The organism is Neobacillus terrae (assembly GCF_011393025.1).
Classification (GTDB): Bacteria; Bacillota; Bacilli; order Bacillales; family Cytobacillaceae; genus Neobacillus_A; species Neobacillus_A terrae.
Genome location: NZ_JAAOEO010000039.1, coordinates 1 through 23378 on the forward strand (window position 1 = coordinate 1; position 23378 = coordinate 23378).

Annotated in this window: 28 protein-coding genes and 2 pseudogenes; 22 read left to right on the top strand and 8 right to left on the bottom strand. The window is 37.0% G+C overall.

Features of this window, described 5'->3' with window-relative positions; genetic code table 11:
- The first annotated feature begins 244 nt into the window (after positions 1-244).
- The 3 genes from G8761_RS25025 (at position 245) to G8761_RS25030 (ending at position 2002) form a co-directional block, all read left to right on the top strand.
- Positions 245-1141 (top strand): DMT family transporter, encoded by an 897-nt coding sequence (locus G8761_RS25025; RefSeq protein ID WP_166030668.1) that lies wholly within the window; start codon positions 245-247, stop codon positions 1139-1141.
- Positions 1142-1258: 117 nt separating this feature from the next.
- Positions 1259-1399: a DUF6980 family protein gene (locus G8761_RS28205; protein WP_420800288.1), complete on the top strand. Its 141-nt coding sequence runs from the start codon at positions 1259-1261 to the stop codon at positions 1397-1399.
- 177 nt (positions 1400-1576) lie between these two features.
- The gene (locus G8761_RS25030; protein WP_166030669.1) at positions 1577-2002 is read left to right on the top strand and encodes a MaoC family dehydratase; all 426 of its coding nucleotides are present in this window, start codon (positions 1577-1579) and stop codon (positions 2000-2002) included.
- A gap of 262 nt (positions 2003-2264) precedes the next feature.
- Here the strand turns inward: G8761_RS25030 and G8761_RS25035 are convergent, their stop codons facing one another.
- A complete protein-coding gene (locus G8761_RS25035) occupies positions 2265-3251 on the bottom strand; it encodes a DUF3231 family protein (protein ID WP_166030670.1) in 987 nt (328 codons plus the stop codon).
- Positions 3252-3671: 420 nt separating this feature from the next.
- On the opposite strand from G8761_RS25035, the gene G8761_RS27750 reads away from it, so the two are divergent.
- Both G8761_RS27750 and G8761_RS25040 read left to right on the top strand, forming a co-directional pair.
- A complete protein-coding gene (locus G8761_RS27750) occupies positions 3672-3800 on the top strand; it encodes a hypothetical protein (RefSeq protein WP_275940740.1) in 129 nt (42 codons plus the stop codon).
- A gap of 10 nt (positions 3801-3810) precedes the next feature.
- On the top strand, positions 3811-4155 hold the full coding sequence (locus tag G8761_RS25040) for a GNAT family N-acetyltransferase (protein WP_207789340.1): 345 nt from the start codon (positions 3811-3813) through the stop codon (positions 4153-4155).
- A gap of 43 nt (positions 4156-4198) precedes the next feature.
- Here G8761_RS25040 and G8761_RS25045 read toward each other — a convergent pair whose 3' ends face one another.
- Entirely contained in the window at positions 4199-4483 is a 285-nt protein-coding gene (locus tag G8761_RS25045) for a hypothetical protein (protein WP_207789341.1), read from the bottom strand.
- A 363-nt stretch (positions 4484-4846) separates the two neighbouring features.
- Between G8761_RS25045 and G8761_RS25050 the strand changes: the two genes are divergently transcribed.
- From G8761_RS25050 to G8761_RS25080, 8 genes are all read left to right on the top strand, one after another.
- Complete coding sequence (locus tag G8761_RS25050; RefSeq protein WP_166030671.1) at positions 4847-5047, top strand: hypothetical protein; 201 nt, start codon at positions 4847-4849, stop codon at positions 5045-5047.
- Entirely contained in the window at positions 4984-5661 is a 678-nt protein-coding gene (locus G8761_RS25055; protein WP_166030672.1) for a class I SAM-dependent methyltransferase, read from the top strand. Before G8761_RS25050 ends, G8761_RS25055 begins: the two co-directional genes overlap by 64 nt.
- A 214-nt stretch (positions 5662-5875) precedes the next feature.
- Entirely contained in the window at positions 5876-6328 is a 453-nt protein-coding gene (locus G8761_RS28210; protein ID WP_420800287.1) for a CBO0543 family protein, read from the top strand.
- 230 nt (positions 6329-6558) lie between these two features.
- Positions 6559-6975 carry a VOC family protein gene (locus G8761_RS25060; protein WP_166030673.1) on the top strand — a complete coding sequence of 139 codons (417 nt, stop codon included), beginning with the start codon at positions 6559-6561 and terminating at the stop codon, positions 6973-6975.
- A gap of 148 nt (positions 6976-7123) precedes the next feature.
- Complete coding sequence (locus G8761_RS25065; RefSeq protein WP_166030674.1) at positions 7124-7831, top strand: DNA alkylation repair protein; 708 nt, start codon at positions 7124-7126, stop codon at positions 7829-7831.
- A 314-nt stretch (positions 7832-8145) separates the two neighbouring features.
- Positions 8146-9242, top strand: a protein-coding gene (locus G8761_RS25070; protein ID WP_166030675.1) for an IS3 family transposase whose coding sequence is annotated in 2 segments (ribosomal slippage) — positions 8146-8359 and positions 8359-9242 — 1098 coding nt in all. Because the reading frame shifts where the segments join, the coding sequence is not laid out codon by codon here.
- A 242-nt stretch (positions 9243-9484) separates the two neighbouring features.
- The gene (locus tag G8761_RS25075; protein WP_166030676.1) at positions 9485-9892 is read left to right on the top strand and encodes a YciI family protein; all 408 of its coding nucleotides are present in this window, start codon (positions 9485-9487) and stop codon (positions 9890-9892) included.
- Between the two features lie 458 nt (positions 9893-10350).
- Entirely contained in the window at positions 10351-10551 is a 201-nt protein-coding gene (locus G8761_RS25080; RefSeq protein WP_027322326.1) for a cold-shock protein, read from the top strand.
- Positions 10552-10928: 377 nt separating this feature from the next.
- Here the strand turns inward: G8761_RS25080 and G8761_RS25085 are convergent, their stop codons facing one another.
- The 3 genes from G8761_RS25085 to G8761_RS25095 form a co-directional block, all read right to left on the bottom strand.
- The gene (locus G8761_RS25085) at positions 10929-11060 is read right to left on the bottom strand and encodes an FbpB family small basic protein (RefSeq protein ID WP_166030677.1); all 132 of its coding nucleotides are present in this window, start codon (positions 11058-11060) and stop codon (positions 10929-10931) included.
- Positions 11061-11206: 146 nt separating this feature from the next.
- Positions 11207-11419 (bottom strand): hypothetical protein, encoded by a 213-nt coding sequence (locus G8761_RS25090; protein ID WP_166030678.1) that lies wholly within the window; start codon positions 11417-11419, stop codon positions 11207-11209.
- 121 nt (positions 11420-11540) lie between these two features.
- Entirely contained in the window at positions 11541-11711 is a 171-nt protein-coding gene (locus G8761_RS25095; RefSeq protein WP_166030679.1) for a hypothetical protein, read from the bottom strand.
- Positions 11712-12653: 942 nt separating this feature from the next.
- On the opposite strand from G8761_RS25095, the gene G8761_RS25100 reads away from it, so the two are divergent.
- Together G8761_RS25100 and G8761_RS25105 are read left to right on the top strand one after the other, a co-directional pair.
- The gene (locus G8761_RS25100) at positions 12654-13346 is read left to right on the top strand and encodes a PAS domain S-box protein (protein ID WP_243450150.1); all 693 of its coding nucleotides are present in this window, start codon (positions 12654-12656) and stop codon (positions 13344-13346) included.
- Between the two features lie 300 nt (positions 13347-13646).
- Positions 13647-14198, top strand: a pseudogene (locus tag G8761_RS25105) (HD-GYP domain-containing protein); the annotation flags it as partial.
- 279 nt (positions 14199-14477) lie between these two features.
- Here G8761_RS25105 and G8761_RS27755 read toward each other — a convergent pair.
- Positions 14478-15227, bottom strand: a complete 750-nt coding sequence (locus G8761_RS27755; RefSeq protein ID WP_166030681.1) for a L,D-transpeptidase family protein — start codon at positions 15225-15227, stop codon at positions 14478-14480.
- Between the two features lie 461 nt (positions 15228-15688).
- Here G8761_RS27755 and G8761_RS25115 point away from each other — a divergent pair, with 461 nt between their 5' ends.
- From G8761_RS25115 to G8761_RS25125, 3 genes are all read left to right on the top strand, one after another.
- Positions 15689-17191, top strand: coding sequence for an aminotransferase class V-fold PLP-dependent enzyme (locus G8761_RS25115; RefSeq protein WP_166030682.1), 1503 nt, complete (start codon positions 15689-15691; stop codon positions 17189-17191).
- Positions 17192-17431: 240 nt separating this feature from the next.
- Complete coding sequence (locus tag G8761_RS25120; protein WP_166030683.1) at positions 17432-17677, top strand: hypothetical protein; 246 nt, start codon at positions 17432-17434, stop codon at positions 17675-17677.
- 63 nt (positions 17678-17740) lie between these two features.
- Positions 17741-18088, top strand: coding sequence for a hypothetical protein (locus G8761_RS25125; protein WP_166030667.1), 348 nt, complete (start codon positions 17741-17743; stop codon positions 18086-18088).
- 109 nt (positions 18089-18197) lie between these two features.
- Here the strand turns inward: G8761_RS25125 and acpP are convergent, their stop codons facing one another.
- Both acpP and G8761_RS25135 read right to left on the bottom strand, forming a co-directional pair.
- Positions 18198-18425 (bottom strand): acyl carrier protein, encoded by a 228-nt coding sequence (gene acpP / locus G8761_RS25130; protein WP_166030684.1) that lies wholly within the window; start codon positions 18423-18425, stop codon positions 18198-18200.
- 587 nt (positions 18426-19012) lie between these two features.
- Entirely contained in the window at positions 19013-19207 is a 195-nt protein-coding gene (locus G8761_RS25135; RefSeq protein ID WP_166030685.1) for a hypothetical protein, read from the bottom strand.
- 419 nt (positions 19208-19626) lie between these two features.
- Here G8761_RS25135 and G8761_RS25140 point away from each other — a divergent pair.
- The 4 genes and pseudogenes from G8761_RS25140 to G8761_RS25155 all read left to right on the top strand — a co-directional run.
- A pseudogene (locus G8761_RS25140) lies at positions 19627-19791 on the top strand (DinB family protein); the annotation flags it as partial.
- A 655-nt stretch (positions 19792-20446) separates the two neighbouring features.
- Positions 20447-21727, top strand: a complete 1281-nt coding sequence (gene ftsZ / locus G8761_RS25145; protein ID WP_275940739.1) for a cell division protein FtsZ — start codon at positions 20447-20449, stop codon at positions 21725-21727.
- A gap of 295 nt (positions 21728-22022) precedes the next feature.
- A complete protein-coding gene (locus G8761_RS25150; protein WP_243450152.1) occupies positions 22023-22253 on the top strand; it encodes a hypothetical protein in 231 nt (76 codons plus the stop codon).
- Between the two features lie 137 nt (positions 22254-22390).
- The gene (locus G8761_RS25155) at positions 22391-22789 is read left to right on the top strand and encodes a DUF4304 domain-containing protein (RefSeq protein ID WP_166030687.1); all 399 of its coding nucleotides are present in this window, start codon (positions 22391-22393) and stop codon (positions 22787-22789) included.
- The last annotated feature ends 589 nt before the right edge of the window (positions 22790-23378 follow it).

Consider the following 23378-nt stretch of genomic DNA (forward strand, 5'->3'; position numbering starts at 1 on the left):
CTACCCCGGCTACCGTAATAATAAAACCATATAAAAAATGGTCAACCAGAAATATCTGGCTGACCTTATAATACGAAAGGGCAGGTTAGTTGAATAAAGTTGTACCAATTTTTAGGGACAAATTCAATTGAATTTGTCCCTTTGTATTTGACGTTATATCCCCCCAAGGGGATAATTTCCGATAAAGAGTGATAAATAATGTGTAGTGAAAATCACAAACATCATCAACAAGGGAGTTATAAACTTGAAAACTAAACAAAATACTGCAATATTTTGGGCGATTCTATCTGCTGCTCCATACGCAATTAGTATCCCCGTTTCTAAAATACTTTTAAAAGAAATTCCTCCAACTATGATGGCCTCACTTTTATATCTTGGGGCTGGTATTGGAATGTCTATCATCTGGTTTGTTCGTTCAAAAAAAGATAAGCTAAAGTCAGAATTGAATTTAACAAAAAAAGAAATGCCTTATACAGTTGGTATGGTTCTTATAAATATCGTCGCAGCAGTTTTCCTTATGATAGGATTAGATATGACCACTTCTTCAACGGCATCGCTTCTTAGTAATTTTGAAATTGTTGCAACTTCAGTAATTGCACTCTTATCCTTCAAGGAGGCAATCAGTAAGAGATTATGGTTTGCCATTGGTTTAATTACAGTTGCGAGTATACTTCTTTCAGTAAAAGATTTAAGTAACGTTTCCTTTTCATTTGGTTCTTTTTTTATTTTACTTGGAACTATTTGTTGGGGATTCGAAAATAATTTCACCAGAAAGTTGTCGGTAAAAGACCCATTAGAGATTGTCATTATTAAAGGATTTGGTTCAGGTTTAGGTTCTTTAATCCTTGCTTTTATTGTTAAACAAACTGCTACAAATGTGGGTTATATAATTGCTACACTTGCACTTGGATTTGTTGCATATGGGTTGAGTATATATTTATATATATACGCACAACGGTATCTTGGAGCTGCCAAAACAAGTACATACTATGCCATTGCTCCTTTTATTGGCGTAGTCCTTTCGTTTATTTTGTTTTTTGAGATACCTAAAGCTCCCTTTTTTATTGCATTATTAATTATGTTAATTGGAACCTACTTTGCGTCTGCGGAGGGTAAGGGTAGCGAAGCAAAGGATTATTAATTGTTTATGGGTCTGTTCTTGTTAAACTAACGGGGCTTGAACTAAATAAGGAGAAGTGAAATTATGAATAAACATCGTTGTGAGGATATGGCTTATCATGCCAATTTCGAGTGAGATATACATAAAAATCCCTTTAAATGTCCCGATAAGATAATCATTTTTGATGAAAATGATAATGAAAACGGTTTGATAATTCATGATGGTGGCACGTCAAGTATCGGCATTTCTTATTGTCCTTGGTGTGGTTCGAAAATTTGAAACAATAACTCATCCTTGTTGAAGTAACGGGTGCTTATGTTTAATAAAGGGTCGCAGCGGCGACTCTTTTTCTTGTTCCACTAAAGGGGCAGGTTAGATGAAGACGGTTTCTTTCACTTGTTGAGTACGTGGTGCTAAAATAAAAGGATACAACAACGACACAACAGAGGTGTAACAATGAAGTTAGATGAGTTTACAATTGGACAGGTGTTCCAGACTAAAGCATTAAAATTAACAAAACAGGATATTATGAGATTTGCAGCTGAATATGACCCTCAATATATGCATTTGGATGAGGAAAAAGCAAATGAAGGAAGGTTTAACGGAATCATTGCGTCTGGTATACAGACGTTAGCTGTTTCATTTAAACTATGGGTTGAACAAGGTATGTATGGTGAAGATGTCATTGCTGGAACACGTATGAATAATATTAAATTTATTAAGCCTGTTTATCCTGGAGATGAATTACATATTATTGTTGAGGTTATTGATAAGCAAGAAAGAAAAAATGAAACAGGTATCCTTACTGTATCGTTATCTACCTTCAATGATAAAGAAGAAAAAGTTTTTGAGGGAGACTTGTCCGTATTGATAAAGCGATGAAGGGTAATTGAAAAATGTATTCTTTAAAATAAAATAAAGGATGCTTGATTAGAAGGTCGGAGCCGCTTAATGGCAACCTTTTTTCTTCTTCGACTAAAGGGGCAGTTTAATTGACTAAGCACAATGTCATCCTATTAGCATTAAGACGCTAATTCATCAATATATACTGGCATGGAAAATTGATATGAACGCGAGTTAAAAACCCCTTGTTGCTCAAGGGGTTTTGTGTACTTCTTAAAATCGCAGTTATAGTGAAGTTTCACTAAGATAATTCTCGCCGATCAACGGAACTTGGCGGTTCCTCAAACCATCCATTGCCAATCATGATGTTTGCGCAATCCTCCGCAAGCTTCACATCCCTTGCGATGGCTGACGAATATTTGAGCCCTAGGTCCCGCCTCATAGCGCCGGACAAGGCGGTTCCGTAATAAGCCATGGCAGATTGAATCAAAAATGCGCAATGGAATATCATCAACTTATCCGAAAATGGAGCAAACTGAGAATCTGTAACATGGGTGTCCCATGTAATTGCAGAACTGATGAAATCTTCATGCAGGATGGAAGTAAAAATTTCAATATGTTCTGTTGCCAGTTTGAAAACTTCCTCCATGAACCGGCGAACCTCTTTCAATTTTGCAGTTTGACTGAAACCCATCGCCAAGTCTTTAGTCAAGATGGTTTTCTGCAAATTAAAATAAAGACTGGAGATTTCTATTGTGTTCAATGGGCGGCGTTCCCCGAACCAGCCGGTTAAAAAGCTTTGCTTTTCCGCAAATTCGATTTTTTCTGGAAGCACGATGGTGGGCGGACGTTCCAGTAAACCTTTCGATTGCAGCATTCCTAGTGTAGTTTCGTACAATTCATAAGAGCCCTTGTACGTTTCGAAATAGAATTGGCGAATGTCCAGCCTGCGGGAAGCGGTGATCCCAAGAGAATAAGAAGTCAATCCGTGTATCGACATTTGGTGCAAATAGAACAGTAAGAATTCGTCTGAAAACAATCTCGGTGCATCTAAATGGACATCTTCCTCTGTAAATCCATGGGGAATCGGAAAATGTTCCTGATTGAAAATGGCGGTGATTTTTTGAACAATGTTCTCAGCTATATTCAAAGCTTTGCCAAAAATAGCGTTAATTTCTGGATTTTGAATAGTTTGCAATCCATATTTGTTTACGCATAGAGCCATCGTGTTATTCATATAAGGAGTCCATAAATTCGATACATCGAGTGCAACTATTTTTTTCTCCATTCCAATCCTCCACAATTTTTTAAATCTAATTCATGCTAATAACCAACGATTTTTACAGAAATGCACTTTAAATGTTATGCTTCTATTTTTTACCGGTTTTTATGTATTTAAGTCAAAAAGTTAGCCATCCAACCAACTTCGCCATGGTGTTTCTCCGCTGGCACATCAATTTCATCCGGATGCAACATCTTAGGTAACAGAACTAATTCAAGGAAATTAAATTTGTAAGATGGTAATACAATTTGTCAAATGAAAAAAGATTGTGAAGAAATGTACTTAAACTTTCGGGGGCTTATGTTAAAGGTGGGGATGGCTGCGGCGATCCCTTTTCTTGTTCAACAAACGGGGCACTTTAGTTGAACAAAAAAGCAAAGCTACTTATAGGTATTAATAAGTTGATAAAATTGGGAAGTGGAATGAATGGGGATTAGAAAAGCAAATGCTGAGGATTGCAAGCAGATTTCTTTGTTATTAAAGCAGTTAGACTATCCTGATACGGAACCTTTTATAAAAGAAAAAGTTGGAATACTTCTTATGGAATCCAAATGAGGAATTATTTGTGTTTGAAGAAGAGAACAGTCTAATTGCTTTAATTTCTGTTCCTTTTATACCTCAATTAGCTATAAAAGGAGACTTCGCAAGGATAAGTTATTTTGCAGTTGATAAAAACATTAGAAGTAAAGGGATAGGACGTAAGATTGAAGAATATTTTACTGATTTAGCCCAAAAAAGAAATTGCGATAGAATCGAAGTGCATTGTCATTCAAGGAGGCAAGACGCACATAGATTTTACTTGCGACAAGGGTTTACTGAATCCCCAAAATACTTTATTAAAATGTTATCTCAATCTGACGAATATCCGTCTCTTCTTCCAAAGAAGAATCCTTTTATTTCGCTCGAATAAATGGAAGGGGAGGGCGGAGATTTCTCCCTACCCTTATAAATAACTACTGATTTATAGAATCGTTTTTATTGTTAGCATTACGGTTCTTAGCTGCAGCATTGTTATCCCCTTCTGCACCTTCACCAACTTGGTTTCCAAGCGCACCGCCAGCAAGACCGCCAGCAACAGTACCGAGTGGTCCCAAAATAGAACCTACCATAGCACCCGCAGCACCCCCGCCAACAGTACCCACAGCTTCACTAACATCACTTCCGCCTTGGTTCGTAGCTTTGTTGCCATCTTGATTTGCGTTTCCACCATATTGATTGCGATCGTTATTTTCAGTCATCTATTTCACTCCTTTGTTTGTAATGGGAAAGATGTAAGGCCTTGTTTCACCATTCCCACAACATAATTTGCCCCATCGCCATGTTTTTACACACAATCTTCATCTCCTTCTTCAGTGTCCCCTTTACTGCATTAAGTATGTTTTATCTGTTCTTGATGGAACCACTAAGTGGAAGAGTGGAGGTTAGGTATCATTAAAAAATTTTTCTTAAGTGTCTTATTAGAAACATGACAAAAACACTTTCCTGCTAGTATTTGGGAAGCATTTTTTTATTGGACTAACTGGGCAGTTAAGCTAACAAGAAATTCTCTTCAGATAATTGTTGTATTGTTATAAAATTACAATTAATGGGGAGGAGTTTAGATGGATAGCTTGGAAATCGTTAGAAAATTCTATGACGAAACAGTAAACTACGAATGGCAGCGGCTAGATAGACACAAAGTAGAGTTTGAACTTAGTAAACGTTACATAAAACGATATGTAAAACAAATACCAACGTATTGGACCTCGGTGGAGGACCAGGTAAGTATTCACTTTATCTTGCTCAACAGGGTTGCGATGTGACATTAGCAGACCTTTCACAAAAAAATGTAGATTTTGCGTTAAATAAGGCTAAGGAACTTAATCTTCCTCTTACCGGCTTTTGTGTAGATGGTCGTGAGTTATCTATATTTGATGATGGTCAATTTGATCATGTTCTCTGTATGGGACCGATGTATCATTTAAAAGATGAACATGACAGAGTAAAACTTATAGAGGAATGCCTAAAAAAATTAAAGCCGAATGGATCTATTTTTGTTGCTTTTGTTTCTTCCTATTCATTTGTATGGGATTATCTAATACGTAACCCTGAATTGATAATGAACGATGAAAGGAAATCGGAGTTGAATGTAATGCTTGACGATGTGAATTTTATCGGGAAGGGGTTTACAGACAATTTTTTTATCCGTCCAAAAGACGTACTTCCTTTTTTTGAACAATTTAGCCTCGAAAAAATGCACTTGCTTAATTGCGAAAGTTTTTTATATTTGCGTGAAGCAGAATTACTTAAACAATCAGAAGAAGTGGTATCTGCTTGGTTAGACTTTGCAGAGCAGGTATGTGAGAGAGAAGATATGTTAAGTTTTGCAGAACATATCATGTATATTGGTAAAAAAATAGAGGGGTCGATGCGTTAACCCATAGCATCGACTTTCCTAATTCAGAACGAAGAAGTTGTTAAAGGAGAAGGAGCAGGTTAATTAAAAGGATCGTGGTTAATTGTATGGATAATCTGCTTATTTTTATGAAGGTTAAGATTAATAAAGGCATTGAGTATGTTCAGCAGAGAAACTAGGATAACAACATTATTTTGGATTGCAAAAAGTGAACAAAACGAAATAGGAGAATTAAATGTATATTTTAATTTACATTTTTTTTATTATTCTTATCTTTGCTTCATATTTTATAAAAAAAAACTTAACAAAATCAGAGTTATATACAACTTCAATCTTCGCTGTACTTTATGGCTTTATTACTGACGAGGTTTTAGACCTACATTTAAACCTTTACGGTTACTTCAAACATGGGTTTCAATGGCAAGGTTTCTTTAGTTGCTTGATGTATTTTATTCCAGTTAATATTTTATTTCTAAACTACTTTCCAATAAGAGAGAGCTTCTGGGTAAAATTAAGATATATTATTATTTGGTCCATTTTTTCAACTATATTTGAGTGGTTAATATTACAAACAGATTACCTGTACTATAATGGATGGAAATTATGGTATTCTGCTTGCCTTTATCCTCTTATATTTTTCATTTTATATACTAATTTAAAGGTTTTCAGAAAGTGGAATAAAAGCTGAATTGGATCATTGGAAAAAAGTATGTCACCATGGTTATAAGAATGAGAAATAATGTACTTTAACAAACGAAGGCATAGTTTAAGAATGGGTTGGCTGAGGCAGCTCTTTTTGCCTATTCTTCAAACGGGGCAGAATGGATAAGAATTTTATAACCAAACAAGAAGGAAAGATTATCATAACCATTGAATTTATAGGGGTAACTGCAACTTTATAGTAGGAGGTTGTTAGGTATGTCGAGAGAATTATGGTTGAATCTGCCGGTGCGAGAACCAGAACGGGCAAAGGCGTTTTATACGCAGCTAGGTTTCAGGTTGAATGAGCAATATGCGAGTCAAGATGGTTCTTTCAGTTTGATCGTGGGCGACAATCAAGTTGTATTGATGTGCTTCCCGGAATCCGTGTTCCGAGGTTTTATGGGTAATACGGTTGAGGTTTCACGGCAGGGTACTGAAGTGTTATTCTCTTTGGGTGCGAACTCCAGGGATGAAGTTGATGAGCTTGCCTTGAAGGTCGAAACAGCCGGTGGCACTGTATTCAGCAAGCCAGGTGAACGTGGCGGCTGGATGTACGGCTGCGGTTTTGCTGATCCGGACGGTCATAGGTGGAACATGTTGTACATGGATATGTGCAAAATGCCGCAAGTCTGAACGCCCGACACTCCGGTGTTTAAACAAATAAGCGAATAAAGATACTTAACTAAACTTGTGCTTTACGTCAATTTGGAGTGAAGCCTTTTTCTTATTCAAGGTTTTTACAATTAAGTGGGTATTAGTATTAAGAAGGAGGTACAAAACTATGGATTTCGAAATAGTTATACGGGAGCTTGAAGCCTTGGGCAAGGAACGAACGAAAAAAATGTACATATCCAATGGTGCACATGAGCCGCTTTTTGGCGTGGCTACAGGTGCTATGAAACCAATCGCAAAGAAAATAAAAATAAATGAACGTTTAGCTGAGGAGCTTTATGCTACAGGTAACTATGATGCAATGTATTTTGCAGGCATTATAGCAGACCCAAAAGCCATGACAGAGTCGGATTTTGATCGTTGGATGGATGCAGCATATTTTTATATGCTGTCCGATTATGTGGTAGCAGTAACATTAGCTGAGTCAGATATTGCACAAGACGTTGCGGATAAATGGATTACAAGCGGTCAGGAGCTGAGGATGTCAGCGGGCTGGAGTTGTTACTGTTGGCTTTTAGGAAATCGCCCAGACAATGAATTTTCCGAAATGAAGATCTCTAGTATGCTTGATATTGTGAAAAATTCGATTCATGATTCGCCAGAACGAACGAAATCTGCTATGAATAATTTTCTATACACCGTGGCGATTTCATATTTGCCGCTGCATGAAAAGGCAGTCGAGACCGCAGAGGAAGTAGGTACAGTAGAAGTCAAACGGGACAAGAAAAAAAGTAGTTTCCTAAATGCTTACGAAAGTATTCAAAAACAAATTGATAGAGGGAAGCTTGGTTTTAAACGCAAATATGTAAGATGTTAAAATTAGCTCGCATAGGGGTGTTGATTAAAGAAGGATTGAAGTTAGTGAACTACCATGAAAATAAATTTGTTCGTGTTAGAAAAATGACAATACTTAAGAAGACCCTACTCATTTGTTAAAAAAGAGGAGAGCGTTAATTAATAAGGCTATGGATTAGAGTTGACTGGATTAAGGTCAGTATCAGTATTGTGGATAGGCTACACTTAGTTGGACAGAAAAATTAAGGTCAAGTAGACTACTTATAACACTATCGAGGAGAATCTACTCTGACAAAAAAGGAACGTCGAACTTTTACTACCGAATTTAAAAATCAGATGGTACAACTATACCTTAATGGAAAACCAAGAAAGGATATTATCCGTGAGTATGATCTCACCCCCTCATCATTGGATAAGTGGGTGAGTCAAAGCCAGAATTCCGGATCCTTCAAGGAAAAAGATAATCTGTCACCCGAACAACAAGAACTAAACAAACTGCGAAAAGAAAACAAACAGCTTCAAATGGAAAATGACATTTTAAAGCAGGCTGCGCTGATACTAGGACGAAAGTAAATGTGATTAAGAACATTGAACACAAATACTCGATATCAGCAATGTGCAAAGTCCTTCCACTTCCCAGAAGCACCTACTATTATGAAGAAAAAGAAAAAGAAAAAGAAAAAGAAAAAGAAAGAGAATCAGAGGATGAGTTGACCTCTGCCATCATTGATATCTTCCAAAATAGTCGCCAAAACTATGGCACGCGGAAGATTAAGGTGGAATTGAAAAAGCTAGGCTTTCAAGTATCCAGAAGACGGGTTGGACGAATCATGAACGAGAAGGCCCTGGTTTCAAACTATACTGTGGCGCAGTTTAAGCCCCATTCTACCAAGTGCAATGAATCCGATCAAAAAAACGAATTAAATCGGGAGTTTAATCAAGAAGAAGAATTGACTGCCGTCGTAAGCGATTTAACATATGTGAGAGTCAATCAAAAATGGCATTATATATGTGTATTTGTCGATCTCTTTAATCGGGAAATTACTGGTTTTAGCGCTGGACCAAACAAAGATGCGGCTTTGGTTTATCGTGCCTTTGCATCTATTCAAAACGATTTACGTAAGATTGAATATTTCCACACTGATCGTGGAAGTGAGTTTAAGAACCAGCTGATTGACAAAGGACTGAAGACGTTTGATATCAAGCGATCGCTCAGCATGAAAGGCTGCCCCTATGATAATGCAGTAGCAGAGGCAACGTTCAAGATTGTTAAAACAGAGTTTGTAAGAGGACAGCATTTTACTAGTTTAGAGGAATTAACGAGAGAATTACAAGACTATGTCCATTGGTTTAATCACATTCGTATTCACGGAACGTTAGGGTATTTAAGTCCCATTGAATACAAACTTGAACACCTTAAAAAAACTGTCTAGCTTAGTGTTGACAATCCAGGGATTTTTTAAGTGAAAGATAGAATACAAAAAAATGATTGGTTGTTAAACATGTACTTAGAAGTACGTGGCGTAAGTTTACTAATGCCAATATGGACTGAGAAGAACAAAATTTTATGTCACAATCACATTTTAAGATTGTTTATCATGTGTCAATTTTGAAGATACCGGTTCGTTGTATATTTATAGGGGTTTTGCCTCTAAAAAAGAAGGAGGAAATTTTTATGCTGTTTATGTTGATTGTCAAAGCCTCGAAGAATTCAGAAGCCGGAAAGCTCCCGAGCACTGAGCTCATTGAAGCTATGACGAAGTACAATGAGGAATTAGTTAAGGCAGGCGTGCGGGTTGCGGCTAAAGGACTTCATCCAAGTTCAAATGGGATTCGCCTATCGTTTCCGAAACCAGGGGAAAAGCCGGTGGTTTCGGATGGCCCATTTACAGAATCGAAAGAATTGATTGCCGGGTTCATTCTGATCGATGTGAAGTCGAGAGAAGAAGCCATCGAGTGGGCCATGCGGATGCCGGACCCGCAAGGACATGGGGAAGGTCAGATTGAATTGCGTCAAGTATTTGAGGCGCCGGAGCTGCCCGAGGATCCGGAAATGTTGGCCAAGGAAGCGGAATTACGATAGTAATCAGAGAAGGGAAGATGATCTTGACCGTCTAGACAACATGTATCAAAAACTAACGGCCACACCCTATTTAAATCTATGCTTTATCCTAAATGGTTAATTTTTAACACTGATTTTCCAGGAAACGTTTTGAATGTCACAAAACTGATGGAAGGATCAGCGTTTGTATTAACCCAATATTAATTAACAATCTAGAACAATTATTATTAAACGCACGATCTTTTGAGCAAGAACTGAAGCTAATTATTGTCTGGCGGCCTCTGTTTCTTATTCCGCTAGCGGGTGTTTTAGTTAATGAATAGGGTTCCTTGCAAACGATTTCAAAAAATGCTATTCTAATAACAATTATTTTTGTTCGGTGTAAAGGATCGTATTAGTAAACACTTTTCGTCTTGATGATCACTAAGAGCAAAAATAGTAATACATTGTATGTGCAATGACACAAGGAGGCAACAAACATGGAAAAAGGTAAAGTAAAATGGTTTAATGGAGAAAAAGGCTTTGGATTCATCGAACGTGAAGGTGGAGAAGACGTATTCGTTCATTTCTCAGCTATCCAAGGCGAAGGCTACAAAACATTAGAAGAAGGTCAAGAAGTGACTTTTGATGTTGAGCAAGGACAACGTGGCGCACAAGCGGCTAACGTTCGCAAGGCTTAATTTTAATGCCAAAACATGGACAGACTCATTTTTTGAGTCTGTTTTTTTATTTTTCTCTACAAAACAAAAATCCCACTCACTAAGGAATGGGATTATGAAAACAGTAAATCAAATGGTAAACACATTTTAACATATAATTTGTATATTTCCTAATTTTACCTAAAATTAAATTATCTGCTAATATAGAATCTAAAAAAAGTGATAATGTAAAGATTTCAACATAACTTTGGGTGCTTTACTTCTGGGTGGGATTCTGTGGTAAGCTCATCTTTTTGTTTTCTTCAACTAAAGGTCAGATTTATTAATTTAGTGAAGGAGTGATAAAAGTATTTTTGAAATCAAAAAAGACTGCCCTCATTTAGCAGCCTTTGTATATGTTATTTACCATTAGCAATAATTTTAGTGTCTACCTTTTTTTCGATATCGTTTAGTGTAATTTGATTTAACAAAATCTCACGTTTATTTTCTTCAATCATTTTATCAATTGTTCTGCTAATCCTTTTTTTCATAATGTCCCTCTTTTCTGATACAAAGGTTATTGTAACAGAAATGTCGCAATTTGTCGAATAAATACAAGGGATTGGTGAGATATTAGAAATTATTAATGGTCTTCAACTTGTGGCGTTAATTTTTTTTACCTAAAAAAAGCATCCGATTATTCGGACGCATACTTAATTATCCCATGTAAAAAAACAGAGTAGTCTCGCTGTATACATTCTCTTATTTTAATTTTTCCTTCTCTTTCTAATTCTCCAACCAATTCTTCAATCATTTTTACATCTTCTTTGGTATCCTTTGGAATCTCTGTTGAAAATAAATTACCTCGGCTAGCATTTTGTAGTTTTTTTAATAATACTGCTTTATTCATTGGGTCATCCCCTTTATTTATTATTTTCGACATAAGGGAGGTTTTTTCCTTTGAATAACACTTATTTTCTGCATCAGGAGTAAAATCATTTCTTTATCAGAAGTAATATCATATTTAATAGTTAGTCTTCTTTCATTAATTCTTCTTCAAAGAAAAAGGTATTAGGGTATTCATTTACAACGTAAGAGTATCTTTTCATGTTTTTAACATACTGACATTTAAAAATTGTTACCGGCTCACCGGACATTTTGATATTTACTTCTTCACCAACAGTAAACAGATTATTCCTCATTTTATCGTCCTCTCTAGTAATGTAAAATCTTAATTTTGTTTTTTGCCGATTTTAATAAATAAATTATAATATAAGTTTGACAGAAGCGTTTCATTTTATCCAGCTTCACAATATTGTATTAGTCCCATTCTGTGAAAGGTTAATGTAAGGTTTGATCCTGAATTAAACATGGTAGGCATAGACACGACTTTAAAAAAAGCATTCAGTGTTCAAGAAAGTTAAATCACGGAGAAGAATATTGATGAAATATATGAAGAATTAAAAACTGCTTTACTTTAATGAAGCCACAAAAAGCTAATAAGGTAATAAAAATAACAATTAAAAAGGGTACTATAAATTTGTTGAATAGTTTGCATAGGAGAGTATGCATTTTGTGTAGAAAAATAAGTTGAAGGAAGGGAGAATATCATATACTAGGCATAGGTTTTTAAGAAATGCAGTACTTATCCAGGTAGTTAATGATTTTCTTGGCTCATTAGAGGCGGAACGCTTATAGAAAATAAATCTTTTGACGTTGAGCATGATAAACGCGGGGCAAAAATTGCTTACGTTCACTATTTATGGGATTCTGTATTTTATTAAAAAAACAAGGAACCCTACACACGAATGAGTAGGGACCATGAAAACAGTAAATCAAATGGTACTCAAACTGTAACATACATTTGAGGAAAATCCTAATTAAATAAAAAAAGAGCAAATAAAAGTACTGAATCCAGGGTGCTAATTCTTGGTACTAAGTGGCTCCCAAAAAGATCTTATTGGACAAAGGTGGCTGGTTGAATAAGATATCATTCAATCCTCGATATGTGCATTTAATAATGGCTATTCCTTGTATAGAACAGTATAATGATATACCCTATATTTAGGGAGTGAAAGTATTGAGTGAGATTATTGAAGATATTAATTACAAAGAAGTGATAGAATACTCGCTGGATCCTCTAATTGTTCATTCGCAACTTCAAAATCATTTATATAAATGAAGCAGCAGAAAAATTTTTCAGATCGTCTAGGGACGCGGTAATTGGGGCAAGTCCTTTAGACATCTTTAAAGATTCGTCTAAACCGGCAATTACAAAAAGAATATCGGGGGCTTACAGTAAACCAGCAGAGGTTATTGAAGAGACGATATATAGAATGGATGGAACCCCAGTTGATGTTGAGTTATATTGTCACCCTATTAAAATAGGGGAAACAAAAGCTATCCTAACTTATTTAAGGGATGTCTCAGAAAGAAAACAACTAGAGATATTACAAGAAGAAATGAATAAAGAAATAACAGAGCTTGCTTCTACCATTGTGCCACTTCTAAGAGGTATTGCAGTCCTTCCTTTGCTAGGTATGATAAATCAGGATAGAGCAAGACAACTGTTAGAATTGGTACCAGTTAATGTTCAAAAGCAAAAGGTGAGCCAATTAATTATAGATTGTTCTGGAATTTATAAAATTGACGCTTTAGTTATTGATTCTCTTTTTAAAATTAACAATGTACTAAGCTTACTTGGGGTACAATGCTTTTTAACAGGCTTAAGACCTCAATTAGTTATTGAAGCAGTTGAACATGGAATTAATTTAAAAGACTTAATTACTTTTTCAAATGTGAAGGATGCCTTGCACTTTTTAGGTGTAAATTTATGAAATAAAGTCCAACGTTGAAAAATTTCACTTTAACCAGGCAGGTGCGTTTATCCAGGAAAGATAAACGTCCTTTTTTATTGAATTCTTTATTGTGCTTACGGGGCGTTGTTTTAATAAGGCGATATATAAAAGCTCAGACCTTTATGGCCTGAGCATTTTCTATATTAATTATCATGTTTCCAAAAGGGGACGAATAGATCATGGGATATTAATGATGATGAAATTTGGGCTGAATTTTAAGCGGGTGTAAGGGCTCTTGTTACTGCTACGGAGAAGAAGGACAGCTATACAGCCGGGCATACTTTCAGAGTAACATTATATGCATTGAAATTAGCAGAAGAAATGGGACTCAAGCCAGAAGAATTAAGTATAATACTACAAGGAACACTTCTTCATGATGTAGGGAAAATAAGTGTTCCGGATCATATCCTTAATAAACCTGGTAAACTTACACTCGAAGAAAGAAATTTAATTGAAACGCATCCAGTTACAGGTTTTGATATGTGTAGAGGGCTTGGTTTACTAAAAGAAGAACTAAGTATCATAAGATCTCACCATGAAAAGTGGGATGGCACGGGATATCCGGATAGGCTTGCCGGTAAGAACATTTCTTTATTTGCAAGAATAACAGCGGTGGCAGATGTATATGATGCATTGACCTCTGAAAGGTCGTACCGAAAAGCATGGACTCATGCAAAGTCCATGGAATTTTTGGAAGCCAATAAAGGGACGCATTTTGACCCATCATGTGTGGATGCGTGGAAAGCTGTCTGTGTAAAGGATTCAATTGTTTATCAATATCCTTCGGAGTACATAAAGGATGGAACAATAGTCAAGAAGGCTCTAGCCTAAAGACCGGAAAAGTCTGATTTTATTTGATGACATACATAATATTAAGAGCAGCAGAGGAAGAAACCTTTTGAAAAAGGGGTAATTTTTAATATATAGGGTAGACTTATTAATGCTAGGGTGGATGTCCCTTTTCCGCCCCTCTCCCCTGAAAATCTATTGCCAGTGCAATAGATTTTTTTATTGAAACAGCTTTAAACCAGTTCAAACAAAGCAGACCGGGAAAAAGGAAAAGGCAACCATCAAAGCGATGATTACCTTCTAAACGGGGATTTGAACCATTTATTTCATTCCTAGTACCTTTTTGGTAGCAGGTCCCACCATCCCGTCTGCGTAAAGATTTTTGGCTTTTTGGAATTTCTTGACGGCTGCTTCTGTAGCCAGGCCGAATACTCCATCTATCCCATTTGTGCTATAACCCTTGCCTGTAAGGATCTGTTGCAAATTCCTCACTTCAGCACCCTTCATGCCCTTTTTCAAGACAGTGCTTGAAGGTACTGTTGCCACTGGAACAGACGCAGCGCCTGTTACTTTATATCCGTTTGCTACTGCAATGGAATTAAAGGAGCTTTTAGAAGATGTGATAATAACAGGCGTATTCACCTCTACCTGATTAAAAAGCCATTCCACTTCGTTATCGTACATCCGGATGCATCCGCCACTTACATATCCGCCGATTGATTGGGGATTATTGTTGCCGTGGATTGCATAGGTAGTTCCCCAAGTCCCTCTCGCATTGAGCCCAATCCATCTGTTGCCAAGAGGATTTCTTGGATCGCCCCCCGGGATATGCCCGCTGTAATAAGGGCGATTCTTAATTTTGTTTACTACTTTGAACTTTCCCTCTGGCGTATAAGAAGCTTGCCGTCCAGTCCCCACCTTAAACGTTTTTACCAGTTTATTATTATCATAATAAGCCAGTTGATTGTTCGACTTATTGATAATAATAAATTCCCCGCCTGCAGCCCATGCGGGTGCCGCAAAGAACACCATGGATACAAGAAGCATAAAACTTATAATGATCTTTTTCATTCCTCTTCCCCCTTGAGTTCAAAACCTGTTTTATCTATTGCAGGCGCAGCTTGCTTGAATGTTTCTTTTGTAATAACAAGCTGTGAGCGTGCTTTATTTAAAACGTTTTTACACTCTAATAAACGTATCTATTTCATAATAGTTACATATTTTACATTTAAATGGTAATAAATTCTTTCTTGTATTTGTGACAAAAGAATTATATTTTTGTCGCTATTTGGCATGATTAACATTTATGCTTTGATTCTCAATCATAAGGATGGCATCAGAATAGAAAATATTTTTGAAAACGGGGAAAAGCAGGAAATCGAGATCCATTTAATATCATTCATTGAGGGATAATTGAAGAGCTGAAATACCAAATTCCAGGTTTAATATCTAGGGAGAAATAAAAAAAGTAAACGGTGTAAAAGAACCTTGCATATAATGAATACTCGATAAAAGTGTGAGGTGTGGAACAAATGATCACGGCCAATATTGGAAGTAAAACGTTTCATTTCCCCGAAACCCTTGAAGAGTATTTTCAACCATTCCGCTCACATGTTATTGGGATTGACCAAGAGTTTGATTCCCCGTATGGAAAAAAGAAAATCATTTATGCTGACTGGACGGCAAGCGGACGTTTATATCAACCAATCGAGCAAAAAATATCCGGGGATTTTGGAGCTTTTATGGCGAATACCCATACAGAGTCGAATATAACCAGTTTAATGATGACTGGGCTATATAAGCAGTCAAAAAAAATTATTAAGGAACATGTTAATGCAGATAAACACGATGTCGTCATCATGGACGGCTTTGGGATGACCTCGGTGGTGAATAAACTGCAACGAATTTTAGGGCTAAGAGTTCCTGAAATGTGGAGAAATCATCTTCAATTTCCAGAAAGGGAAAGACCGGTCATTTTCATAACCCATATGGAACATCATTCAAACCAAACATCTTGGCTCGAAACACTTGGAAAAGTCGTAATGGTAAAACCGGATAGGGAAGGTAGGGTGGACCTAAATCATTTAGAACAACTTCTTTATATTTATAAGGATAGTCCACTGAAAATAGGTTCCTTTACAGCATGTTCAAATGTAACGGGGATTCAACCCCCTTATCATCAGCTTGCCAAGCTTATGCATCAGCATGGAGGACTTTGTTTTGTTGATTTTGCGGCATCAGCACCATATGTAGAAATCAATATGCATCCGGAAGATCCGCAAGAGAAACTCGATGCGATATTTTTCTCACCACATAAGTTTTTAGGAGGGCCAGGGACAAGTGGAGTATTAGTATTAGATTCGAGGATTTACACAAATAAAGTACCAGATCATCCCGGCGGCGGAACCGTGTTATGGACCAATCCTTGGGGAGAGCATAAATACTTCGATGACATAGAGATGAGGGAAGATGGAGGGACTCCGGGGATTCTACAGTCCATTCGGACAGCTCTTTGTTTGAATTTGAAAAGTAAGATGGGGATTAAAAATATTTTAAACAGAGAAAAAGAACAACTTAATCTATTATTTTCCCATTTGGAAAAGATACCTAATGTCCAAATCTTAGCTGGAAAAATTAAGGATAGGATCGGGATAGTATCTTTTTATATTGAAAACATTCATTATAATTTAATCGTTCGTCTTTTAAACGACAGATACGGCATCCAGGTAAGAGGGGGATGTTCATGTGCTGGAACGTATGGCCATTATCTCTTGAATATTGATAAAACGACTTCCAAACAAATTACTAATAAGTTGAATGAAGGAGATTTGTCTGTTAAACCAGGGTGGGTCCGATTTTCAGTACACCCAATTATGACAGATGAAGAAATACTCATCTTTATTCAGGCGATAAGGGAAATAATAGAAAACATTGATGAGTGGAAAAAGGACTATGTTTATGATTCGGCAAGTAATGATTATTTTTATATCAACCACCTTCGCGAAGATATGTCGCTATTTTTTCGATTGAAATGATTGGTCTTAAATTTACCTTTAGTACAGATAAAGAAAATTACCAAGAGTTCGAAAAGTAATATGGAGCCTTAGTGAGTTGTATATATGATAGGATAAAAATCACAAAGTTATTAAGTTACCGTGCGTAAACTTCTGTGCTGCCAATAAAGGCAGTATTTTTTTAACTACGTTGCAGGTTAGTGGAACAAGATAAACCCTTAATATGTTATATTATGTAAAAAAAACTACAAAGGAGTAAGTATGTTTGAATGGCTCTGTGAAATTGAAAAACCATTCTTGCCTACCAATAACGAAAATGGTGAACTAAAAATTAAAAGGATTGAATTACACAACGGCTTATTAAACATGAGTGAAGTTTGTCAGCTTTTCGCTTGCTTTGATATGCTCCTGAATGAACAGGCATTAACATCTTTCCCAACACCAAATGAGAAGGCGATAAGGATTATTTTAAATGAGATAGTGCCTCATTATGAAGATGTAAAGTAAATCTTCATTGATGGAAAATTAGAAGAAATAAACGTAAGAGGCAAAAAAGAAGAATCCAAAAAGATGCTCGAAGACCTATTATTAAACGGGATTTACCCTGTTATACCTGATTTATTCCGCTCTAGTAGTTTAAAGTTAAGAGCTTATCCTAGAACATTAACATACTACAAAATAAAAAAAGAATTTATTAACGAGTTACACATCAAGGAGACTGAAAAAGTATTTGATTTTTTAAACTGTTCATTCTTGGTGGGAAACGGGTCAATTATGTTACAACCTACTGGTTGGGTTTTAGAGGATCATTTAAAGGAGTCTGTGGCCATTAGAAGTTTTTCACCATTTGCGAAACAAATGGTTCTTGTTGTTGATGGAACGGATAAGAGTGTAGTTGGACTTGATATATACGGGTAGAGCGAATTTCTTGTTGAATAGCTCAATAAATAAATTTTGCGGATGCCTTCTGCCATACGTTTACTCCCTAAAGTTTTCGCCTGCATCGGGCTATCCGCTTCACTTATTGTTAACGTTTTTCAATATAGTTTACGACATCACCGACCGTTTGAAGGGTCATTGCAATTTTGTCACTGATTTCGATTGCGAATTCATCTTCAATTTCCATCGTCAGGTTTACCATATCAAGCGAATCAGCTTCGAAGTCATCTTTGAATGACGCTTCCATTGTAATATTCTCCATTTTGACACCTAGTTGGTCAGCAATAAGGGGCTTTAACTTTTCAAATGTGGTCATCGGGGTATCCTCCTATGTAGTTCATAACCATCATTATAACAATCTAATTCGGAACATAAAACATAAAAATATTGCAAATTTCCGGCAGGAGCAGACCAAATGGAAGTGAGGCTGCACTTTCGTTTTTGTACAAAAAAATCCTCCCGTGTTTTTATCTTTGGGTTTGTTGTTCTTTTAAAATAAACTTCTCTATCATTCTTGCCAAGAGAGCACATTTTTTGTTATTAGACTAACAGGGTGTGTAAGTTGAAAAAGGAATAGCCTTAATCCCTATATTAAAACATGAAGAAATGATAATTAGTCAGCTAACGGAGATGTTTGTCCAACAACCGGACTGTCTGGGGGTCCTCAGTGAGAAGCCATGCTTAGGGTAGGAAATTATTCGTTCGAAAGAGGGTTTTTGAGGCTGTATTGGCGATTAAAGTATCAGTCGTGCTAAAACCATCCTAGAAAGGATGGCTAAGGAAAATGGACAAGTTGAAACATCATGGTGTCCATGGGGTTTAGTTTGCGTATTACCTAAAATCACAGTTATGGTAACAAATTAAGAGGTTGGTATCTAAAAGGTGTATTATTTAAAGTTGCATTTATACAAAAGGCACTGCAAATGATGGGAATTTCATATGCTGATGGGTCCACTTATAATAAGGATTATGTGAGTGATGATAGTACCCCATTACATAAGATGGTGCTGCGTATCCCATATTGCCTCCGTAAAAAGGACATGGCATATATCCTGTTCCAAAATGATGATGCATATAAAATCTCATGTCTGGATTCATGTTTTTCACCTGCTTTCGGGTAGAATATCCAGCCTCTTTCAGGATATGACCTTTATTTAGGAAAGAGCTAATCTTTTTTCAAATTAGGTGAATGCCTATTAATCAAACATATATGGAGAAACTCCCTAAACTTAAGATTAGGATATTGTCTCCGTTTTCTAAATTTCCATTTTCGTCTCTAGTTGGGATTTATTACACGATTAAAAGAGCCTTGTAATGGAATAAACTCATCCTTCATGAGGATTTGCCCTTGCAGTCTGTTGCATAAAATGACCATGGATTTTGCCTCAAAAGTCTAAATAGTTGTAATATGCTATAATAATTGGAAGAGTCCAAAAAAAGCAGGAATCTTATAATAAGTAATTAAACAGGAGTGTTCACCTGGGTAATATAAACTTTTTAATGATTAAGCACAGTCAGATGGAAGAATTGTAACAGATACTTGGGGTGAAATTATGAGGCATGCCATAGCTCACGAAATTCACCATATAGGACAATTATCTATTTGGGCAAGAGAATTGGGAAGAAAACATGTTTCTGCTAACCTTATCGGACGGGGTCTTTCTTCGCATTCGGAAAAATAATTCAAATAGATATAAAATTATCAGTTTCTGTTCATTAACGGTGCGATGTTCTAAAGTGGCATCGCCTTTTCCATTGTCTACTAACGGGAAGCATCGTACTTAAACTACTATGGCAGGTTAGCTTAACAAGAAGGCGAAAACAAACTTTAAGTTGAAGTAAAGAATTTATGGAAAACCAGTCATAGAGGAGAGATAATAAATAGAATACTATAAATATTTACGACAGTATGTATGACTTAGACCTATTATTTTGGAAAATGTCGTCAATGTTTGTTGCTACAAAAAAACGATAGATGAAAAAATAGTAGTTAACTTACTCAACAATTTTACCTTTTCAGTTAATGGTAGTTTAATCATTAAAGGCTAAAAATTAAATGCATGCACTTGCTTCCTCTAATCGAATGGAAAAGGGGATTGATTAAATAACTGTTCTAAAACACGCTTCCATCGTTACCTCGCCATATTCCCGTTATATCTGTAAACTCCTGCCGAGTCGCCTGGGCATCATCCCTATAAAGAATGACACATTATTACTGTAAAATTACAGTTCTTTAACAAATCGCAGGAAAAGACAGTATTTCCAAGCCGGTGGCGAATTTTATAGGTATAGAAAAAAATAAGGGGCAATATCTGAAGCTAATTAGGGGGACTATATATGCTAGAATTTGAAACCAATATTGATCAATTTGCCACTATAAAAGTAATTGGGGTTGGCGGCGGCGGAAATAATGCCGTGAACCGGATGATTGAGGGCGGCGTGCAGGGAGTGGAGTTCATTGCCGTGAATACAGATGCGCAGGCTCTCAATATGTCAAAAGCGGAGGTCACGATGCAAATCGGCGGTTCACTGACCAGGGGCCTGGGGGCCGGTGCCAATCCTGAAATCGGCAGAAAAGCTGTCGAGGAAAGCAGGCAGCAGATCAGGAATGCCCTGCAAGGTGCGGATATGGTGTTCGTAACGGCAGGAATGGGCGGCGGAACCGGGACCGGAGCTGCGCCGGAGATTGCCCATATCGCGCGGGAACTTGGCGCACTTACAATTGGGGTGGTGACTCGTCCGTTCACTTTTGAAGGCCGCAAGCGGGCACAAAATGCTGCAGCCGGAATTGAAGAGATGAAGAAAGCCGTTAATACCTTAATCATCATTCCAAACGAGCGATTGCTGGAAATCGTCGACAAGAAAACGCCGATGATTGAAGCCTTTCGTGAGGCGGACAATGTCCTCAGGCAGGGTGTCCAGGGCATTTCCGACTTGATCGCCGTGCCAGGCTTGATTAACCTGGACTTTGCTGACGTGAAAACGATCATGTCCAACAATGGAACGGCACTAATGGGCATCGGAGTGGCTTCAGGCGAAAACCGTGCTGCGGAAGCTGCCAAAAAGGCCATCTCCTCGCCGCTGCTTGAAACAAGCATCAATGGCGCGAAAGGAGTGCTGATGAACATCACAGGCGGCATGAACCTCAGTTTGTATGAAGTCCAGGAAGCGGCCGATATTGTGTCGGCTGCAACAGACGACCAGCTTAACATGATTTTTGGATCGGTCATCAATGAAAACCTGAAAAAAGAAATCATGGTGACCGTAATTGCGACCGGCTTCGATCATGATGAGGAGGAAGCTCCGCCGTCGAACACATCGCGCCGTCCTGGAGACATGGTTGCCAATTCCCGTGAGTCATACCAGGCTCAGTCGAGACAGCGAGAGCCTGTTGCCCATGCAGAATCATGGAATGATGGCCAAGCCCAATACTACAGCAAGTCCGGCGGCTACAGTCAATCAAGCAGCTACAGCAAGTCCGGCAGCTACGGCCAGTCCGGAAATTACAGCCAGCCGCCTGCCTACGAAGAGCGCGCGAATTACGAGCGGGATACCCAGCAGCAAGACGACTCGCTTGATATTCCATCGTTCTTGCGGAAGCGAAGCAGAAGACGGTAAACCAACGAACAAAAAGGCCAAATCATTTGCGATTTGGCCTTTAAAAATAGATAAAAACAAACGTTAATTCGGCCATTTTAACCGGGAGATTTAATTTAAAAGGAAGGTTGAATGTCTTAATCAAGTAAATGGGTGAGATGGTATAGAAGGATAAAAGAGGGGGTAATTATATATTGAAAACTTTCCGTTATGTTTTATCGGTGATTGTTATTTTTTTTGCTACATATGGACTCATTAGTAAAAATGTTAACTTAAACCAGGTTGGACATTATTTATGGGGTTATTAATGTTGGTGATGGGGTTCGAAGAATTTCGAAAAGGTAAAAAATTGAATGGTTGGTTATTTGTCGGCGTTTGTTTATTCTCATTTTTTGTAAGGTTTTTTATTACGCTAAAGGGGGCTTATGTTGAGTATTGGTTTTGCTGCGGCAGCATCTTTTTTCTTATTGTGCTCCCTCAGTTTAATACGTTTTTCTCACGAATACTCGCTAATTCGCAGGATTTCAAACTTGGGGTGCAGCACTGATTTTGTGCTGCATGGATGGCTAACGGGCTTTGCTTCAACAAAGAAGCAAGGCTTTTTTCTTACTCAAGTAAAGTGGCAGGTTTATACAATAAGAGTGAAGAAGTAAAGAATATATAAAAACATAAGAAGGTGTTAAAATGGCATCTGAAAGAGACAATATGATTTCCGCTATAAAAAAGATTGTTGTTCCTGAACTTAGGAAAAGAGGATTTAAAGGTTCCATTCCTAATTTTCGAAGGATCAGTCAGAAAAACATAGACTTAATGACTTTCCAATTTGACAGGTATAGTGGAGGCTTCGTTATTGAAGTGGGATTATGTTCTCCAGAAGGATTTCCCCATTACTGGGGTGAGAAAGTTCCAGCCAATAGTGTAACGGCACACGACTTACATCCTGATAATAGGTTGAGGTTGAAAGATAGTAATGGTCAATGGTTCAGGTACGACGTTGAAAATGGATCAGGAGACATATATGGCAAAGTTGCAATTGATGTATTACGGCATCTATATGAAGCTGAAGATTATCGGGAAAATTAGGGCTGATTCTTGTTCATCAAACGGTGCTTTTGTTAAATATCAAAAGGATTACATATAGGGAGAGACATTTAAATATGAATATATATATTCTATTAATAGGCTCATTGATTTTTCTATTAATAAGCGGAAACGCTTTTTATATTGCTTTTAAGAAATACGAAAGACGCCGATTTTACTGGTGGAATCTCTACATTATCTTTTTTCGAACTTATATTTGGTATTTTATTATTAATTTCAGAAAAGTTTATACCTAAGAGAACTCATATTGTTATTTTTAAAATTTTTTCTTTTTTATTTGGAGTATCTATGTTAGGTATAACAGTTTTATTATGGATATTTTTCAACCCTTTAAAGAAACAATAAAAATACGTCCTATTTGATGTCGTGAGTTTGTGAAAAAATGTACTTAAACAAACGGGGGCTTTACTTCAATAAGGAGTAGAGCCTTTTTTTGTTGTTACGCTAAACCAGCTAATAGTTTGTCAAGACTTTTCAATAAAAATAGAAATTTGGCCATGGTATACTAAAAATAAGCATGCTAAATAACCTTCCTTCATACTGTAATTGGAAGGTTTTGAGTTATTTAGTT

Coding starts and splice junctions, on each gene's coding strand:
- G8761_RS25030 (WP_166030669.1), top strand. CDS start 1,577: ATGAAGTTAGATGAGTTTACAATTGGACAGGTGTTCCAGACTAAAGCA.
- G8761_RS25035 (WP_166030670.1), bottom strand. CDS start 3,251: ATGGAGAAAAAAATAGTTGCACTCGATGTATCGAATTTATGGACTCCT.
- G8761_RS27750 (WP_275940740.1), top strand. CDS start 3,672: ATGGGGATTAGAAAAGCAAATGCTGAGGATTGCAAGCAGATTTCTTTG.
- G8761_RS25045 (WP_207789341.1), bottom strand. CDS start 4,483: ATGACTGAAAATAACGATCGCAATCAATATGGTGGAAACGCAAATCAA.
- G8761_RS25050 (WP_166030671.1), top strand. CDS start 4,847: ATGGATAGCTTGGAAATCGTTAGAAAATTCTATGACGAAACAGTAAAC.
- G8761_RS28210 (WP_420800287.1), top strand. CDS start 5,876: ATGTATATTTTAATTTACATTTTTTTTATTATTCTTATCTTTGCTTCA.
- G8761_RS25060 (WP_166030673.1), top strand. CDS start 6,559: ATGTCGAGAGAATTATGGTTGAATCTGCCGGTGCGAGAACCAGAACGG.
- G8761_RS25065 (WP_166030674.1), top strand. CDS start 7,124: ATGGATTTCGAAATAGTTATACGGGAGCTTGAAGCCTTGGGCAAGGAA.
- G8761_RS25075 (WP_166030676.1), top strand. CDS start 9,485: ATGCTGTTTATGTTGATTGTCAAAGCCTCGAAGAATTCAGAAGCCGGA.
- G8761_RS25080 (WP_027322326.1), top strand. CDS start 10,351: ATGGAAAAAGGTAAAGTAAAATGGTTTAATGGAGAAAAAGGCTTTGGA.
- G8761_RS25085 (WP_166030677.1), bottom strand. CDS start 11,060: ATGAAAAAAAGGATTAGCAGAACAATTGATAAAATGATTGAAGAAAAT.
- G8761_RS25090 (WP_166030678.1), bottom strand. CDS start 11,419: ATGAATAAAGCAGTATTATTAAAAAAACTACAAAATGCTAGCCGAGGT.
- G8761_RS25095 (WP_166030679.1), bottom strand. CDS start 11,711: ATGAGGAATAATCTGTTTACTGTTGGTGAAGAAGTAAATATCAAAATG.
- G8761_RS27755 (WP_166030681.1), bottom strand. CDS start 15,227: ATGAAAAAGATCATTATAAGTTTTATGCTTCTTGTATCCATGGTGTTC.
- G8761_RS25115 (WP_166030682.1), top strand. CDS start 15,689: ATGATCACGGCCAATATTGGAAGTAAAACGTTTCATTTCCCCGAAACC.
- G8761_RS25120 (WP_166030683.1), top strand. CDS start 17,432: ATGTTTGAATGGCTCTGTGAAATTGAAAAACCATTCTTGCCTACCAAT.
- G8761_RS25125 (WP_166030667.1), top strand. CDS start 17,741: ATGCTCGAAGACCTATTATTAAACGGGATTTACCCTGTTATACCTGAT.
- acpP (WP_166030684.1), bottom strand. CDS start 18,425: ATGACCACATTTGAAAAGTTAAAGCCCCTTATTGCTGACCAACTAGGT.
- G8761_RS25135 (WP_166030685.1), bottom strand. CDS start 19,207: ATGAATCCAGACATGAGATTTTATATGCATCATCATTTTGGAACAGGA.
- ftsZ (WP_275940739.1), top strand. CDS start 20,447: ATGCTAGAATTTGAAACCAATATTGATCAATTTGCCACTATAAAAGTA.
- G8761_RS25150 (WP_243450152.1), top strand. CDS start 22,023: ATGGGGTTCGAAGAATTTCGAAAAGGTAAAAAATTGAATGGTTGGTTA.
- G8761_RS25155 (WP_166030687.1), top strand. CDS start 22,391: ATGGCATCTGAAAGAGACAATATGATTTCCGCTATAAAAAAGATTGTT.